Source organism: Flavobacterium sp. RSSB_23, from assembly GCF_051547145.1.
Classification (GTDB): domain Bacteria; phylum Bacteroidota; class Bacteroidia; order Flavobacteriales; family Flavobacteriaceae; genus Flavobacterium.
Map to the genome: position 1 here is coordinate 682,333 of NZ_JBPTTO010000001.1, position 17,100 is coordinate 699,432.

The 17,100-nt window shown below is 37.2% G+C and carries 13 protein-coding genes; 8 read left to right on the top strand and 5 right to left on the bottom strand.

The window, feature by feature from the left end; translation table 11 throughout:
- Positions 1-11: 11 nt before the first annotated feature.
- Positions 12-4,958: a translocation/assembly module TamB domain-containing protein gene (locus ACSVH9_RS03130; RefSeq protein ID WP_438062439.1), complete on the bottom strand. Its 4,947-nt coding sequence runs from the start codon at positions 4,956-4,958 to the stop codon at positions 12-14.
- A 168-nt stretch (positions 4,959-5,126) separates the two neighbouring features.
- Between ACSVH9_RS03130 and ACSVH9_RS03135 the strand changes: the two genes are divergently transcribed.
- The 3 genes from ACSVH9_RS03135 to ACSVH9_RS03145 are packed head-to-tail and all read left to right on the top strand — an operon-like array spanning position 5,127 to position 7,682.
- Positions 5,127-5,348, top strand: a complete 222-nt coding sequence (locus ACSVH9_RS03135) for a helix-turn-helix domain-containing protein (RefSeq protein ID WP_438062440.1) — start codon at positions 5,127-5,129, stop codon at positions 5,346-5,348.
- Between the two features lie 2 nt (positions 5,349-5,350).
- Entirely contained in the window at positions 5,351-6,622 is a 1,272-nt protein-coding gene (locus ACSVH9_RS03140; protein WP_438062441.1) for a DNA cytosine methyltransferase, read from the top strand.
- Complete coding sequence (locus ACSVH9_RS03145; RefSeq protein WP_438062442.1) at positions 6,603-7,682, top strand: HpaII family restriction endonuclease; 1,080 nt, start codon at positions 6,603-6,605, stop codon at positions 7,680-7,682. Before ACSVH9_RS03140 ends, ACSVH9_RS03145 begins: the two co-directional genes overlap by 20 nt.
- A 278-nt stretch (positions 7,683-7,960) precedes the next feature.
- On the opposite strand, the gene ACSVH9_RS03150 is transcribed toward ACSVH9_RS03145, so the two are convergent.
- From ACSVH9_RS03150 to ACSVH9_RS03165, 4 genes are all read right to left on the bottom strand, one after another.
- On the bottom strand, positions 7,961-8,221 hold the full coding sequence (locus ACSVH9_RS03150) for a hypothetical protein (protein WP_438062443.1): 261 nt from the start codon (positions 8,219-8,221) through the stop codon (positions 7,961-7,963).
- A 189-nt stretch (positions 8,222-8,410) separates the two neighbouring features.
- Positions 8,411-9,070, bottom strand: a complete 660-nt coding sequence (locus ACSVH9_RS03155) for an NAD(P)H-dependent oxidoreductase (protein ID WP_438062444.1) — start codon at positions 9,068-9,070, stop codon at positions 8,411-8,413.
- Positions 9,071-9,117: 47 nt separating this feature from the next.
- Positions 9,118-9,546 carry a cupin domain-containing protein gene (locus ACSVH9_RS03160; protein WP_438062445.1) on the bottom strand — a complete coding sequence of 143 codons (429 nt, stop codon included), beginning with the start codon at positions 9,544-9,546 and terminating at the stop codon, positions 9,118-9,120.
- A gap of 10 nt (positions 9,547-9,556) precedes the next feature.
- Positions 9,557-10,507 carry a polysaccharide deacetylase family protein gene (locus ACSVH9_RS03165; RefSeq protein ID WP_438062446.1) on the bottom strand — a complete coding sequence of 317 codons (951 nt, stop codon included), beginning with the start codon at positions 10,505-10,507 and terminating at the stop codon, positions 9,557-9,559.
- A gap of 92 nt (positions 10,508-10,599) precedes the next feature.
- Between ACSVH9_RS03165 and ACSVH9_RS03170 the strand changes: the two genes are divergently transcribed.
- The 5 genes from ACSVH9_RS03170 to ACSVH9_RS03190 all read left to right on the top strand — a co-directional run bounded on the left by ACSVH9_RS03170 (position 10,600) and on the right by ACSVH9_RS03190 (position 17,052).
- Entirely contained in the window at positions 10,600-11,442 is an 843-nt protein-coding gene (locus ACSVH9_RS03170) for an AraC family transcriptional regulator (protein WP_438062447.1), read from the top strand.
- 81 nt (positions 11,443-11,523) lie between these two features.
- Complete coding sequence (locus ACSVH9_RS03175; protein ID WP_438062448.1) at positions 11,524-13,116, top strand: L,D-transpeptidase family protein; 1,593 nt, start codon at positions 11,524-11,526, stop codon at positions 13,114-13,116.
- A gap of 237 nt (positions 13,117-13,353) precedes the next feature.
- Entirely contained in the window at positions 13,354-14,253 is a 900-nt protein-coding gene (gene gnd, locus ACSVH9_RS03180; RefSeq protein ID WP_438062449.1) for a phosphogluconate dehydrogenase (NAD(+)-dependent, decarboxylating), read from the top strand.
- A gap of 55 nt (positions 14,254-14,308) precedes the next feature.
- Complete coding sequence (locus ACSVH9_RS03185; protein WP_438062450.1) at positions 14,309-15,628, top strand: gluconate:H+ symporter; 1,320 nt, start codon at positions 14,309-14,311, stop codon at positions 15,626-15,628.
- A complete protein-coding gene (locus ACSVH9_RS03190; RefSeq protein WP_438062451.1) occupies positions 15,616-17,052 on the top strand; it encodes a gluconokinase in 1,437 nt (478 codons plus the stop codon). The genes ACSVH9_RS03185 and ACSVH9_RS03190 overlap by 13 nt, the downstream gene beginning before the upstream one ends.
- The last annotated feature ends 48 nt before the right edge of the window (positions 17,053-17,100 follow it).

A 17,100-nucleotide genomic window follows, 5' to 3' on the forward strand; every position in this document is an offset into this window, starting at 1 on the left:
GTTTTGATTCCTTATTTACTTCTCTGAAACAACTCTTTAAATTTATTGTAATCCATTGTGATGATGAAAGAAACACCAGTTTCGACTACCTCACCTTGAAGCGCTACTTGGTATTTGTTTACTCGATACCCTCTTATTTTATAACGACCGTCTTTTGTGATTTGGTAATCAATAGAGACATCGCCTGCAATGTTGGTGGCTTTTTCATTGGTTTGTTGGCTGCCTTCCAATTCGAAACTACTGCCTACAGTCACTTTTACGCGGTCATTGAATAGTTTTTTGGATACGCCTACATTCAAATCGGTTTTGTTTTCTTTTTGTCCAGTAGAGTAATCATCTGTGGATTGTAAATCAAAATTCAATTCAACCCCTTTTATTAAATTGCCAGCGAAGTTGTTCAACTGATTGGATAAAATTTTACTTGCACTTCCTCTTGCCATCGATTCAGCCGAGAAACCCGATTCGCTCGACAATGGATTTTCACCCATAAAATTCCCCAACACCAATAAAGCAAAAACTTGTTTGTTCATCTCGTTCGGGTCTTGTCTCAGTTGGTCTAATTTTGATTTTGTAGTACTTATGACTTTTGACGAAACGGAACTGTTTTCTGGGACTACGATGTCAAATGCAATTTCGGGTTTCATAATTTCGCCCGTCATTTTTAGTTCGGTTTCAAACGGAATTTTCTCCTTATAGGTGTTTTTTTCTGCCTCTGAAACACTACCAATTTGATTTAGTACCAAATCGATAGGCGCCGTGGTTACTTTGTATACAGCGGTAATATTGATGTCGGCTTCCATAGGTTCGCCTTTCCATAAAATATAGCTTCCTTTTTTGATGTTGAACTTCTTCTTGATGGAACTGAACGTCATTTCATACTCTCCTTCTTCTAGTTCGTATTTTCCTGTTAGATTGGTTTTTCCAGAGGCGTCAATACCACCGTTTAAGTTGGCCGTTCCTTTTACTTTTACAAAATCGCCAGACGTTTTATCTATAATCATTGTGAGTTCGGCTTCTTTGTCTACCGTAATGTCTACGGAGGCGTTTAGTCCAATGATGTCGCTTTGACTGGCTTTTTGGTCTCCATTTAAAGTGGTCACCAAAACAGGATGGTCTTGGTCTATGAACTCAACGATGCCTTCTCTATCGGCTATTGAAGGGTCGGATTGAGGGACAACGATGGTAAATTTGGTGTCTTTATTGACTTTAATTGCACCATTAATTATTGGATTTTTGCTAGTTCCAGCAATAGTGATGTGGTTGTCTAGGAATAATTCTCCATAGAACAATTCGTTGTCTTTTGCTTTAGAGTTAATGGCTTTAAAGTTTTTAGCATCAATGGCTAAATCATAACCGAGATTTTCTAAAGAAGCAGTATTAATTTGGCCATCAATGGTTAAGTCATTACTCTTTTCGTCTTTAATCGTAAATTTTTTAAAGATGATTTTTTGGTCTTCAAAAGTGATGGCATCATTTATTGAATTAAAATTAGCGTTGAGTTGTTTTACATTGAAACCAACATTGTTGAACTTTAATTGCCCAGTCAAATTGGGCGTTGCTGTTGTTCCTTTGATGTCGAAATTTCCAGATAAGAAACCATTGCTTTTGGTTAGTTGCCCCATAGAAAAGCCTTGAATACTCTTCATGTTGAGCTTTTCGATAGCCAATTTCATATCGAAACTATCGCTTTGGCTACTATAAATTCCGTCTAGTCGTACGTCATTTTCTTGACCTGTGAGGGCTACGTGCGTATCGTATTCGTTGTCTTTTTCGTTTTTAATTTGAATCACAAAATCTCCTACGGGTTCTTTTTTGAAAGTAAAGGTATCGATTTTTATATCCGAGGTGAAAAGCGGTTTAGTTGCACTATTTTTGATTATAGCTGTACCATTGATTTTACCGCTCATTTGCCAGTCGTCTTTTTCGACCATACTACTTAGCGTTTGGATGTCGAAATTTTCAAATGCCAAAGCAATAGGTGCATTGGCGGTTGGCGTTTGTGATTGCGCACTAATACTGCTTCCTTCGTGTTCTAGTTTGAAATCAGAAATAATTAATCCCTTTGGTGTCGAAACGATTTGATTGTTTTCTGGTAGTTGCCAAGTCTCGTAATTCAGCAAGGCATTTTTATCCAAATGCAATAAAGTGTTGCCTTGATTGGTCGTTACATTTCCAGCAAGAAAATAACGCTCTTTGTCTTTGTTGTCTTTGAGTTGCAAGGCATAATCGATTTGATTTTGCGCGACCTTTCCAGACAACAAGGTAAGAGGCAATTGCATTTGTGGATTTTGAATGTCGTCAATGAATAGGCTATAGTTCAGCGCATTGTCATTGGTCGAAATAGTCAAATCGGCATTGGTAATGGTTTGATTACCGTACACCAATTTTGGCATTTTTCCTGTAATTGCAATGGAATCGTTTACCGAATTGTAGCGCCCAGAAAACTGAATAGGTGCCAATTCCTTTACCTCAGGTAATAACTGTGCAAACAACGGACTTTCTTTGGTATTGAGCGTAAAGCTGAAGTTTTGCGGAGCCGTTGTTTTTCTTTTGGCTTTTGGTGTCGTATTGTAATAATGCGCTATTGAGTTTTGCAAAGCCGTTGCCAATTGGCTAATTTTAAATTGCCCCTCCATAGCCGCATTCACAAGGCTAGAATTCAAGAGCAATTCGGTTTTTTCTTTATTGGATACCGCTTTAAATTGAATAGAATCTATCGGGAAAGCTCCTTTTTCGTTGGTGATTACCAGTTGATGCGCAATAATGGTTCCGTTAAGGCGGTCCAAATCGGCGGAAAGGATATTGGCATCGACTTCTCCTTTTAGTTTTAAAGGACCCGCGTGAAGATTCAGTTTTTCTAAATCGGCTATGTCCAAATGGAGTTTTACGTTTCCTTTTGGCGTTTTGCCGTTCATCCCTCCACTTCCAGTCAAAGTAAAAGTCAAATTAGGGTCGTTCGCATCCATTGTGGCTTCAAAAAGCCCTTGTTTCATTGCGCCATTCCAACTCAAATTTTGATATGCGTAATTGTTGTACATCAGTTTAGAGACTGTACCTGTACTTACAATTGTTGCCGTTTTTGGGTCGAGTCCAGTTCCTTTAACTCGGATGCGGCTACTTATTTTACCCAAATCCTTATTCTGAATCAAACGACCCAAATCAAAATTGGTGAACTCGGCTTGGGCGTCGTAGCGTTCTTTGTTTTTTTGGCGTTGGTCGAAGGTGGCTTTTACTTTGGCTTTGCCAAAACTACTATTGAGCACCACATCGGTAAAAAAGGAATGAATCGTACCTTTGAAACTTCCTTTTCCGCTCAATTGATTGGGTAAGCTAAGGTTCGACGGCAAACTTCCTTTGGGAGCGAATTGCTTAATATCTTGTGCCGAAGATTCAAAATTTTGAATGGCGATGTCGAATCGGGCTTGGTCCACATTGGGTAAGCCAACGATAGAACCGCTAGCTTGCAATTTGGTTTTACCAATGCCGCTCACTTCGAGATTGGGAATTTCGATGCGATTCAGTTTGCCCGAAACGGTACTGTTAATTAGTAAAATTCCTTTTGGATTACTCGCAAACGGATTGGTAGTTGCCAATTGTGGTGCTAAAACTAGCAGGTCTTTGAAACCTAATCGGCTCTTTTTTAAATTGGCTTTTATCGATATTTCACCCGGATTTTTGCTCAATGCCGCTATTGAAGGGTAACCCAAAAGCACTTGATTGCGCAAAAGGGTTTGCGGTGTTTTGAGGTACAACTTTTTTAAATAGCTGTTTTTGGGACCAAAGAAAAAGTCGGTAGAGAGGGAATCTATGACCAAACCACTTTGCTCTTTTCCGGCAAAAGAAGCTACGTTGACCGCAATCGATTCGGGTTTGTAATGAAAATTGGTTGCTTTCAGATGGGCTTTTTTGAGTTGGATATGGTTGTAATCCAATCCTTTGTTCAGGAGGTTAAAGTTGTTATTGTCGAACTGAAAAAACAGTTGTGCCACATCGGTTTGATTGATTTTTACTTCCCACAGATTTGGAGTTGCAGTAGGCTGGGTTGGAGACGGAGCGGCTATTTTGGCTACTTTCCCCAAAGCAACTGCTCCTCTTAAATTTTCGAATTGTAGGGATTGAATAACCACCAAATTATTGGCCAAATCAATCAACTCTATTTTGGTGTACCAACGTTTGAAGGAAACGTGGGCTTTGGTTTTTTGAGACGATTCTAGGTAATCGAGTTGTACTTTTCGTAGGTCAATTTCACCCAGATTGATTTTCCAAACGGGCGTTGGGGCGGTACCTATTTTGTTAGGCACTACCGTTTTGGAAGTTGCTTTTAGGGTTTGCGACACGTCTGCGGTGAGTCCAGTGACTTTGATTTTTGGCAGGTCGATTTCTTGCTTTTCTAAATCGAAAGCTTGGAATTCGGTATCGAAATGTTTGAGTTTTAACGTGGCCTTGATGGGTTCTTTGGCATCATTATAAACAAAGCGTATTTGGTCCAGATTGATTTTACGCAGCACGATAGCCATAGGTTTTGAAGGCTCTTCTTCTGGCTTTTCGGGAGAGGCAAAGGCTTGGGTAATGTAATCAAAATTGAAAGTGCCTTGTTTTGAACGGTCTATTTTTGCAGTGACACCTTCTAGTGTAATGCTGTTTAACGTTAGTTGGTTGCCCATCAAATCGAGTAGGCTAAAATCGATAGCAAGGTGTTGACCAGCTAGTAAAGTGTCTTTCTTTTGGTCGGACAAATACAAGCCGTGCACTTTTATGGGTTGGAAAAGCCCAAACGAAAGCGAATCGATTTGTACTTTGGTTTTGATTTTTTCTTGTAGGTAATCGACCGCTTGGTTTTTGACGAAACGTTGTACAAAAGGCAAATGCAGCGCTATACCCAAAACCAGTAGCAAGAGGACAGCCCCCAAGACTATTTTGCGTACCACCGAAATACTTTTCTTGATATTAGGTTTCAAACGTTCGATTTTAGCATAAAAGTAGCTTTTTTAAAACAAAGTAGCAAGTGGTGGGTTGGGGAGGAGGGATTGAGGTTACTTTATGAAGTATAATTTGTTAACAACTAACCGTGTATTGCTTACGATTGTAGGCGGTACAATTGTAGGCGTAAAAGTATTTTTAGAAACATGAATATAAAAGAAAAAATAGGAGATAAAGTAAAGGTTCTCAGGCTAGAAAAGGATATTACCATTGAGTATTTAGCCAATATTTCTGATGTGGATAGAAACTACATCTCAGATATAGAAAAAGGGAAACGAAATGTTTCTGTAGAGATTTTAGAGAAAATAGTTGTTGCACTTGAAACGGATTTAGCAACATTCTTCAATGATAAAAAGTTTAAAAGATGAAAATGAAAGAGACAATATCAATTGATGAATTTGATGGTAAAAAATTCAAAATTCGCTTTATAGAAGAGGAGGACAATCGTAAAGCTGTTCTAACTCATTATTTACACAATTATCATAATGGTGTAAAAAAACATTATGAGAAAGAAGCAAAAGAATATTTGAATCAGATTGTTGAATATAAAAACCAAGAAGCCGAATTACAACTTGTAAATGAAGTTGCTTTGCAACAATTACTTTTTGAAGTTGAAAATGTACCTTTTCCAACTCCTAAAAACTATAAATTCAAATTTATCGATTTATTTGCAGGTATAGGTGGATTCAGATTGGCTCTTCAAAGTTTGGGTGGTAAATGTGTTTTTACTTCTGAATGGGATGAAAATGCAAAGAAAACATATCGAGCCAATTTTGGTGAAACTCCTTTTGGCGATATAACCAAGGAAAGTATCAAAAAATACATTCCAGATGATTTTGATGTTCTGTGTGCTGGATTCCCTTGTCAAGCTTTCTCCATTGCTGGAAAACGTGGAGGATTTGAGGATACTAGAGGTACTCTGTTTTTTGATGTTGCTGAGATAATTAAACGAAAAAGACCAAAAGCAATTTTCTTGGAAAATGTGAAAGGTTTGAGAAATCATAATGGGGGCAAAACTTTAGCGACAATTTTAAATGTTTTGAGAAATGACTTAGGATATTTTGTTCCAGAGCCCCAAATTATTAATGCTAAAGATTTTGGTGTGCCACAAAATAGAGAACGAATCTATATTGTAGGGTTTAGAAACGATTTAGGTATTGATAATTTTGACTATCCAAAAGCAACAAATAAAAACGTTACATTTTCTCAAATAAAAGAGGAAAACGTACCTCCAACAAAGTATTTCTTATCAACTCAATATGTTCAAACTTTGGTCAATCACAAAGCAAGACACGAAGGTAAGGGAAATGGTTTTGGTTATGCTATAATTCCTGATGACGGAATTAGCAATGCAATTGTGGTTGGCGGAATGGGAAGGGAAAGAAATTTGGTTTTAGACCATCGAATTACAGATTTCACACCTACAACACACATTAAAGGAACTGTAAATCGTGAGGGAATTAGAAAAATGACACCACGAGAATGGGCTAGATTACAAGGTTTTCCAGATGATTTTGTTATTCCTGTTGCAGATGCTTCTGCATATAAACAGTTTGGGAATTCTGTTGCTGTTCCCGCAATTAGAGCTACTGCAAAAAAAATTATTGAATTAATAAGTTTTAATGATGATAACAGGAAATAAAGGAGAATGGAGTGAAGTTTATACACTTTTAAAAGTTATTTCAGATAAACAACTTTTTGGAGGTGATAGTAATTTAAAGAAAATAGAGACTTTAATTTTTCCAATAATCAAAGTTCTTCGTGATGAAACAAATGGAACTTTTGAATTTAGCTATGAAGATGATTTAGTGATTGTTAAAAATGGCAAAGAAGAAATTAGAATTTCGGTTTTAGAATTTCAAAACCAAGCTCATTTTCTCCTGAATAAACTTAAAGAAAAGACAAAGTCTACTTTCTCAATTCCTGAAATTGAAAATTTTATTAATTCTTTTGATAGTCATTCACTTAAGGCAAAATCATCTGTAAAAAGCGATATAAGAATTGTTATTCACGACCAAAGAACAGGAACAAATCCTGAACTTGGCTTTAGCATAAAATCGCAACTGGGAGGAGCTTCAACACTTTTGAATGCTGGTAAAACAACAAATTTTATTTTTAATATTAATAATTTGAATTTAACTCAGAAGCAAATTATAGAAATAAATGAAATTGAAACAAGAAGTAAAATCAAAGATAGAATTGAAAAATTATGTCAACTTGGCGGAAGTTTAGAGTTTAAAAAAACAGAAAGTTCTATTTTTGGGAATAATCTTGTTTTGATTGATAGTGCTTTACCTAAAATTCTTGCTGAAAGTTTGCATTTATTTTTTACTTCAACATTTTCGACAATAGTTGAATTAACTAATCAAATTTCAACAAAAAATCCACTTGACTATAATCTAGAAACAAATCATCCATTTTATTCATACAAAATCAAAAGGTTTTTAACAGACGTTGCATTAGGTATGATGCCTTCAAAAGTTTGGACTGGCGAATTAGATGCAACTGGAGGTTATTTGGTTGTAAAGGAAAATGGCGAAGTTTTATGTTATCACATTTATAATAGAAATGAATTTGAAGATTATTTGTTCACAAATACAAAGTTAGAAACAGCAAGTAGCACTCGACACGAATTTGGGAAAATTTACGAAGACAACGGAAAATTATATTTCAAACTAAATTTGCAAATACGATTTAAATAGTAAAATTTATATTTACAAAAATTGAGTTTTTCATATTGTAATAAAAACAACAACGCTTCTCCCTTACCAGAGAAGCGTTGTTTATTTGATGTTGTTCGAAACCTTATTCGTTCTGGCTAGCCCCGGGAGTAGTGGCATCCTTTGTTGTCTCGTTTTTTTAACGAGACAACAAAGATAGAACGAATCACGGGAGGGGACGTACTTTCGGTCCTTAGGCGGGCTGCTCCCAAAAAGGATAATCGGTATAGCCACGACTTAGCTTTTATGGGATAATCCTCTTAGTTTTTGAAGAATGTTTTGTTGACAAACTGGTACACAACAGTAAACAGTAGCAACCACAAAACCACCATCAAAGCATAGCCCCAATTGCCCAACGACCAACCAAACACAAACAGCCAAGTTTCGTGTTGGTACATAGGATTAAAAGCTTCCCAATAATTTGTCGGTCCACCGCTAGAAATTAGCAATACCACTAAGGATACCAAGTAAATTAGCAAAACGGTGAATACAGTGGTTAGGAGTATTTTTTTGAAAGTCATAAGGGTTTGTTGTTTTTCGGTTTATGGTTTTTGGTTTATGGTTTGTTGTTTATGGTTTGTTTAAAGGTTTAATCGGTTAATTGTTTAAAAGTTTAAGGTTTAAAGTTTAAGGTTTAATCTGCTTTCTATGTTCTGCCTTCTAACTTCTAACCTCTAACCTCTAACTTCTAACCTCTAACTTCTCATTTCTCATTCCTTCCACGTTACGACTTCTTCGATGGGTCTTCTGGTTTTTGGGCGGGGGTCGATTACTCGGTAGCCAAAAGCGACCATATAGGCTAAGCCGTATTGGGTGGTGTCGATGCCAAAATGTTCGGCGAGGATGGCTTCGGATATTTTTTGGTTGAAGCCTTCGATAGGACAGGAGTCGATGCCAATCATTGCGGCTGCTGTCATCATATTGCCCAACGCGATATAGTTTTGTTTGGTAGCCCAGTCGAATAAATGACGTTCGTTGTTGAGGTCAAAATCCGATTTCTGGAAGTCCTCAAAGAATTTGCTTTTGCCTTTGATGGTTTCTTCTGGGAGTTGTTGTACGTCTTTCATGAAATTTGCAATGTACGCGCTGTCCCATTTGGTCAAAGGCGCTTTCATGGTTAGTCCCAATACAAAATGACTTGCTGTTTCTAATTTTTTTGGAGCGCCCCAAGCATTCTGTTTGAGTAGTTCTCTCAAGTTTTTGTCTTGTACCACGACAAAATGCCAAGGTTCAAATCCAAAGGAACTAGGCGATAAACGAGCGGTTTCTAAAATAAAATCAAAATCGTCTTTCGGGATTATTTTGTTGGTGTCGAATTCTTTGCAAGCGTGACGGAATTGGAAAGCGGACAGTATTTCTTGTTTGTTCATATGTTTCTGATTTTAAGAACGATAAAGATAAAATATTTTTTTTTCAATTATTTTTTAGGAGTCAAATAGTTTTCGGTTTTGTTAATCCAATCCATACGTATGGGAGTGAAAATATCCAAATCCAACGTATTTTCAAAAGCCCAAAATTCATGAGGCACATTAGGCGGAATGATTAAAACGTCGCCTTTTTTTACAATATATTCTTTGTCGTTTATTTTGACCTTTACTTTTCCTTCGAGGATATGAGTGATTTGTTCGTTAGGATGCTGGTGTTTTTGGATATGGGCTCCTTTTTCAAGTTTTAAATAAGCTATCATTCCGCCACTTCCATAAGCATATTTGCGTTCTACCTTGTCCATCATTTTCTCATACTTCAAAGTATCCATCGAAAAATGATTGACTTCATTGCCTTTTTGTGCCTTTGCTCCCCAAACTATTAGAAAGAGAGCGATTCCGATTATTGTTGTTTTATTCATGATTGCTTTATTAGTTATTGTACTTTGCTTCGGCATTGTCAATAGGCGTATTGGGGTCATTTTGTACCATTTTTGCAATGGCATCTTTACGCATAAAGACTACACCTGGTTTTGATTTGGCATAAGTAATGAATTCATCCATTACTTTTACGATGGCGGGGCTTCCTCCAATTCTGTCGTGTAAACTCACAGACATCATGCGTCTTTTGGTAGCACCTTCAGCATAGAGTTGGTCGAATTCTAGTTTCAATTGCGCTAAGAATTGGTCAGGACTCCATTTTTTGCCTTCAATATTCACGATGTCGTTGTTGCGAATGGTGTACGGCATCACAACAAAGTTTTTACCATTGACTTTGGTAATAAAGGGTTCGTCTCTACTCAAATCATCAATGTGGTACAAAAAGCCTAATTCTTGTAATACTTTGAGTGTATTTGGACTTCTACGCAACCAATTGGCATTATAACCCACCCCTTTTTGTCCTGTGATGGCAGCTACAGTATCAACTCCTTTTTTGACAAAATCCAATTCATCGGCATAACTTTTATTCCATTGATTGTCCCAAGCAAAACCATGAGCGGCAATTTCGTGACCTTGATTAGCAATTGCTTTAGCTATTTCTTGATATCGAATTGCGGCAGCACCAACCACATGCGAGGTTACTTTGATATCGTGCTTTTTCCATAAATCGAGCATTCTGTAAATACCTTCATTCGCTCCATAACGGTACCAACTATCGGCTGCCAAATCTGGGTTTCCTTTGGGAAGCGGATTGCCTGAAAATGGACTTTCGGCGCCTTCAGGTTGGCCGCCTGTTTCAAATTGCATAGACACCGAAATCACTAATTGTGCGCCATTAGGCCAATAGGATTTTGTAAGCTTTTCTTCAGTTGTTTTTTGGCAATTCGAAAAAAAGAATAATGTAAGTAAAGAACAAAGTAGGGCTATTGATTTTGTTTTCATAATAGAGCTTTTTATTTTAGACAAAATTAATCGGTGCAATTGGGTTTAATTTTGTAAAAAACAAGGGTATATTTGTAAAAATCAATGGTATTATGAAACGCTTTACTAATTTTCATTCGCTTAATGTCTTTTCTCTTCATTTGGATGTTTGGGAATACGAATGGCATACGCATAATTTTTACGAAGTTATTTTTATTGAGCAAGGAACGGGTATGCATTTGCTGAATGGGTTACGTTTTGAGTATAACGCTGGCGATATTTTTTTGCTAACGCCTGAAGATGCTCACGCTTTTGAAATTCAGTCGACTACTGTTTTTTCTTTTGTGAAATTTACCGAGCAATTGTTTTTTGAACTAATCGATAATCCGCATGCCAAAGAAGCTGTTAGCAGTATCAAGAATGCTATGCTGAATACCAATAATCGGTTAGGGTCGGTGGTTGCCTCTTCCACAGATAGTAAGTACTTGTTTGATTTGTTGAAAGTACTTCAATATGAATTTCGAAACGATGCTCCGTATCAGTACGCTATAGCATTGTCTGTTTTTAAGTCGATGATGCTCTATTTGGCAAGACATCGTAATGAATCGGCTTTACTGCTTTCCAATGCCAATGACCGTCTCCAAGCCGTGTTGTCCTATATCCGTTTGCACGCGCTCGATGCTGAAAAGATGAAAATCAACGCTCTGGCTGCTGCTTTTCATTTGTCACCAAATTATATTAGTGCCTATATCAAAAAGCACACAGGACTCTCGTTACAGCACTACGTGATTCAAATCAAAATCAAGCAAGCCGAGCAATTGTTGCTACAAAATAATTTTAATGTGGGCGAAATTGCCAGCCGTTTGGGTTTCAATGATGCGAGTCATTTTAATAAAGTATTCAAAAAATACAAAGGTGCGGCACCTACTGCATTTCGTGTGTCGGATAAGCTTTAGAATGAATTTTTTTTAGTGTTTCCCCTTCGAGCTATTTGTTAAGTGCCTTGATTTCTATATATTTAACAAAAAAATAGTCCCATGAGAAGACACCTACTAGCACTCGTTTTTTTTGCCTTTGGCATTTGGTTTACTTTCGTTGCTTGCAATTCTAAGAAAGAAGCTGAATTTGCAGCGCCAACAGCTTCAACCGGAACTTTGTTGTATGCAAAATTGCCAATAGATTCCGTTGCTATCGCAGCATTTTATCAAAAGTTCCCCAAACTCCAATCGTACCAAGAGTCAATCAAAGCCTTGTATGCCAAGCAACAATTCACATCGATTTGGTATGACAAAAAAGGATTAGTAGAGTTTGGAAATACCTTATACTCAAAGTACGAAAACAGAGCGCTAGAAGGAGTCAAAGCCAAGTTTCCCTACGAAAACGAATTGAACACCATTTTTGATGGTCACGCAGAAACCAATTTGTCGAACGAAACCAATGACTTATTGCTAAGCCATTTGTACTTGTTTTACGCCAATAAAGTGTACAACGGAATCGACCAAAAAGTAACCGAAAAAATTGGCTGGCTTTTGCCTCGCAAAGAAATTGGGTATACAGAATTGTTAGATTCCATTTTGTCGCATCCTAAAAAAGCCTTAAAAGATGAAAAACTTTTGTTCAGCCAATACGGGAAACTGCGTCAATTTTTGCAAAAATACCGTGACATAGAGAAAAAAGGGGGTTGGGGTACGATTACCGTTGCCACCGATTTCAAGTCGTTCAAACCCGGCGATAGCGCACAAGCCATTCAGCAAATCCGCAGTCGCTTGTTCCTTTCGCAAGACCTTTCTTCCGATTCTAAAAGTGCGATTTACGACGAAGACCTTCAAAAAGGCGTGGCTAATTATTTGGTTCGAAACGGATTCAAAGAAGATGTGGTTTTGTTGCCCAAACACATTCAGGCGATGAACGGACCAATTGAAGAACGTATTCAGCAAATTATGGTCAATATGGAGCGTTGTCGCTGGATTTCACCCGACTTAGAAAAAGCCAACGAATTCATCGTGGTCAATATTCCGTCGTACTATATGTACCTGAGTCGCGGGGGTAAAAAAATCTTCGATTCGCCAGTTGTAGTCGGAAAAGCAATGAATAAAACCGTGATTTTTAGCGGCAAAATGAGTTATATTGTTTTTAGTCCGTATTGGAATGTTCCTACCAGCATCATCAACAAAGAGGTGAAACCTGGTATGGCCAAAAATCCCAATTACTTGGCCAATCACAATATGGAATGGAATGGTGGTCGCGTGCGCCAAAAACCCGGAAACAGCAATTCTTTGGGGTTGGTTAAGTTTATTTTTCCCAATTCAAACAATATTTATTTGCACGATACACCTTCCAAAGGCTTGTTTGCCAACGAAGAGCGTGCTTACAGTCACGGTTGCATCCGCGTGGGAAAACCTCGTGAATTGGCCATCAAAATTCTAGAAAACGACAAAGCGTGGACACCTGAAAAAATCGATGCGGCGATGCATAAAGGCAAAGAAAACAGCTATGTCTTAAAGAACAAAATCCCCGTTTACATTGGCTATTTCACTGCTGTAGTCAAAGACGATGGGCAAATCTACTTCTACAAAGACGTCTACGAAAGAGACGAGCGATTGGCTAATTTATTATTCAAAGAAGAGTAGTTTTTGGAGCGGGAGTAATGTGGCTTTTTTGGGCAACATCGTCCCGTCATCCATTATATCTTTGCCTTTTTAAAGGAAAAAGGCAAAGGATGCCATTCCTGCCGGGGCTATAAGGTTATAGGGTTGCTTTTTTGGGAGTTATTAATTGTATATTGTTGATTGCCATTTATTTTTGGTAATTAATCCAAAGTTTTAGTATAAAGTATATTTTTAGAAATCAAATAGAAAATTCACAAAATGCAAATAGGAATAATAGGACTTGGAAAAATGGGATTTAATCTCGCTCTAAACTTAAAAAGAAACCAATATCAGGTAGTAGCACAAGATGTAAATACAGATTTTGTTGCTAAAATTGGTAAAGAAGGAATTGAAACAGCTTATACTGTCGAAGAATTGTGCCAAAAACTAAGCAATCGAAAAGTAATTTGGCTAATGGTTCCTGCAGGAGAAATTGTTGATTCGGTGATTAATGACTTGATTCCTTATTTGTCCGCCAATGATATAATAATTGATGGAGGGAATTCTAATTTTAATGATTCCAAGCGTCGTTATTCAAAATTAAAAACACTTGGAATGAATTTTTTAGATTGCGGAACTTCAGGCGGAACTTCCGGAGCCTTGCATGGAGCTTGTACCATGATAGGTGGAGACCCAGAGGTGTTTGATTATGTAGCAAAAGTGTTTAAAGATATTTCTGTTGAAAATGGTTCTCTTTATACCGGTGCAGCAGGAAGTGGTCATTTTACCAAAATGGTGCATAATGGTATTGAATATGGGATGATGCAATCTATCGCCGAGGGATTTGAAGTCTTTGAGCATTCAGAATTTGATATTGATTTTCAAAAAACTGCTAAATTGTTCAATCATGGTTCTGTGGTACGCAGTTGGTTGATGGAATTGACCGAAAATGCTTTTGCAAAAGATCCAAAATTAGACGGTATCAAAGGAATTATGCATTCTTCTGGCGAGGGTAAATGGACATTAGAAACCGCCCTAGACTTAGGTGTACCCACTCCTGTTATTGCCCTTTCTATTATGATGCGCTATCGATCACAAATGTCCGATACTTTCTCTGGCAAAGTAGTGGCAGCACTCCGAAATGAGTTTGGGGGGCATGCAGTAGAGAAAAATGAATAATATTTTTGTCTCCATTCAATTCAATGAAGTACTCACGTTTATAAAATTATAATTCATGTCTTTACTGATCCTTATCGCAAGTATTGTTTTGTTATTGGTTTTGATTTCTGGCGCTAAGCTCAATGCTTTTATAGCTTTGATAATAACAGCTTTTTTCGTTGGAATTTTGAAAGCGATGCCATTCGTTACTTTACTTGAATCTATTCAGCTAGGGATTGGAAATACGTTGGGTTCTCTAGTTCTCATTATTGCATTTGGAGTGATTTTGGGGAACTTACTATCAGAAAGTGGAGCCGCTCAAAGAATTAGTTCGGTAATGATCCGAACTTTTGGTATGCAACACATCAAATGGGCAATGGTGCTTACGGGTTTTTCTGTTGGGATTTCAATGTTTTATAACGCTGGTTTTATCATACTAATTCCAATGGTTTTTGCAGTTGCCAAAAGTACAAAACAGCCTATTATTTATTTAGGCATTGCGATGGCTTCAGCTTTGTCTATTACTCACGGTTTTTTGCCACCGCATCCGGGGCCAACAGCCATTGCTGTTATTTTTAAAGTGAATATTGGGAAAACCTTACTTTATGGCTTAGTGGTGGCAGTTCCCGCACTAATTGTTGCAGGCATAGTTTTTCCTGAATTGATAAAAAAAATTCAAGCGTTCCCTCCAAAAGGATTATTCGAAAGCAAAACATTCGCAGAATCTGAGTTGCCTTCTTTTAAAATAAGTATCATAACAGCATTAGTTCCTGTTATTTTAATGGCGTCTGCTACTTTTAGCGAATTGGTTTTAGATGAAGAAAATAATTTGCGTGCCTTTTTAATTTTTATTGGTAATCCCACCACTTCTTTACTACTCGCAATTTTGTTTGCGATAGTTGCCTTGGGGCTTTTTCGCGGTAGAAAAATGCAGGATATTATGGATAGCTCTGGAGCGGCATTAGGTTCTGCTACAATGATTATACTAATAATTGCTGCTGGTGGTGCCTTTAAACAAGTTTTGATAGATAGTGGAATAGGAACAGATGTAAGTCTTTTTTTTAATGAATCTTCTCTTTCTCCTTTGGTTTTAGGTTGGCTGATTGCAACAATCATTCGTATAGCTTTAGGTTCTGCTACAGTTGCAGGATTAACAGCTGCAGGAATTGTACAACCCTTAGTAATTCAATCGGGTGTCAATCCAGAATTAATGGTACTTTCTATTGGTGCAGGTAGTTTAATGTGCTCTCACGTTAATGATACAGGATTTTGGATGTTCAAAGAATATTTTGGGATTAGTGTTTCGGATACGTTTAAAACTTGGACAGTAATGGAAACCATTATTGGTGTTATGGGATTAATAGGTGTACTGCTATTAAATGTATGGATCAAATAAATAGAACGCCTATGTATTATGTTGGAATTGATATTGGCACCACAGCTACAAAAGCAGTTTGTTTTGATATTCAAGGAAATGTTGTCGAGGAACTGTCGATTTCGTATCCTATGTTTCATCCCAAACCACATTGGAGTGTTCAAGATCCACAAGAAATATTAGACACTGTTGTAACATCAATACGAACTATAACCAAAGATGTTCGACCAGAATTTATTAGTTTTAGTGCAGCCATGCAAAGTATTATTGCCATTGATTCAAATGGAACACCATTGACTCCTGCTATATTATGGGCTGATAATAGAGCCATAGCTTTAGTTGAGGAACTCAAAAAGTCCAATAAATCAGAATGGTTGTATCAGAAAACAGGAATTCCAACGCATCCTTTTTCGCCTTTGGCCAAAATAGCATGGTTCAAAGCGTTTGATGCTGAAACGTTTTCCAAAACCTACAAATTCATTAGTATAAAAGAATATGTTTGGCATCAACTTACAGGTGAATATGCTATTGATACTTCAATGGCATCAGGAACAGGAATAATGAACATTTATACTTTGCAATGGGATGATGAGATTCTTTCTTTTTTAAATATACAAATGGAGCAGCTTTCTCCAATTTATGAAGTAACCCATAGTTTAAAAGGGATCTCAGATGGTTTTTTATATGTGATTGGAGGAGGAGATGGTGCTTTGGCAAGTCTAGGAACAGGCGCAATTAATGAAGGATGCATCGCTTTAACCATTGGTACTAGTGGAGCAGTTCGACTCCCAATTGATCAACCCTTTCTTGATGCCCAAATGAGAACGCAATGTTACCATCTCAAAGAGAATCAATACCTTACTTTAGGAGCTGTAAATAATGGAGCAATTGTGTTGCAATGGCTAAAGGAAACAATGCTAAAGACAACCGTTCCTTATGAAACTCTTTTTCTAGAAGCTGAAAAAATTCCTCCAGGTGCTGATGGATTGCTTTTTGTCCCTTATTTACTTGGAGAGAGAGCGCCAATTTGGGATGCATCCGCTCAAGGAACTCTTTTAGGAATGCAAATTACTCATACCCAATCGCATTTGGTCAGAGCTACTTTAGAGGGGATTTTGTTTGGATTATTTCAAATTACAGAAATTCTAATTCCTGATGAAGAAAAGCGAAAAAATACTACTGTTATGGTTAGTGGGGGATTTGGTAAAAGCGACTTTTGGTTACAAATAGTTGCTGATATTTTTCAAATGAAAGTGTCTATAACTAACACAGTTGAAGGTGCTGCTTGGGGTGCTGTTTTAATTGGTTTGGAGGCTACCGCCGGAATTGTAAAAACGAAGCATGATATTGGAAAAACATTTTTTCCAAATCAGTCAAATGCCGAAATATACAAAGAAGCCTTTAAGAGATTTAAAAAAGTATATACTCTGCTAAAAGAAATATAGTGTTTGCTGTTTTTAGCTGATTAGCTGTATTTAAATTGAATCATGTTT

Coding starts and splice junctions, on each gene's coding strand:
- ACSVH9_RS03140 (WP_438062441.1), top strand. CDS start 5,351: ATGAAAGAGACAATATCAATTGATGAATTTGATGGTAAAAAATTCAAA.
- ACSVH9_RS03170 (WP_438062447.1), top strand. CDS start 10,600: ATGAAACGCTTTACTAATTTTCATTCGCTTAATGTCTTTTCTCTTCAT.
- ACSVH9_RS03165 (WP_438062446.1), bottom strand. CDS start 10,507: ATGAAAACAAAATCAATAGCCCTACTTTGTTCTTTACTTACATTATTC.
- ACSVH9_RS03145 (WP_438062442.1), top strand. CDS start 6,603: ATGATGATAACAGGAAATAAAGGAGAATGGAGTGAAGTTTATACACTT.
- gnd (WP_438062449.1), top strand. CDS start 13,354: ATGCAAATAGGAATAATAGGACTTGGAAAAATGGGATTTAATCTCGCT.
- ACSVH9_RS03160 (WP_438062445.1), bottom strand. CDS start 9,546: ATGAATAAAACAACAATAATCGGAATCGCTCTCTTTCTAATAGTTTGG.
- ACSVH9_RS03175 (WP_438062448.1), top strand. CDS start 11,524: ATGAGAAGACACCTACTAGCACTCGTTTTTTTTGCCTTTGGCATTTGG.
- ACSVH9_RS03135 (WP_438062440.1), top strand. CDS start 5,127: ATGAATATAAAAGAAAAAATAGGAGATAAAGTAAAGGTTCTCAGGCTA.
- ACSVH9_RS03150 (WP_438062443.1), bottom strand. CDS start 8,221: ATGACTTTCAAAAAAATACTCCTAACCACTGTATTCACCGTTTTGCTA.
- ACSVH9_RS03155 (WP_438062444.1), bottom strand. CDS start 9,070: ATGAACAAACAAGAAATACTGTCCGCTTTCCAATTCCGTCACGCTTGC.
- ACSVH9_RS03190 (WP_438062451.1), top strand. CDS start 15,616: ATGGATCAAATAAATAGAACGCCTATGTATTATGTTGGAATTGATATT.
- ACSVH9_RS03185 (WP_438062450.1), top strand. CDS start 14,309: ATGTCTTTACTGATCCTTATCGCAAGTATTGTTTTGTTATTGGTTTTG.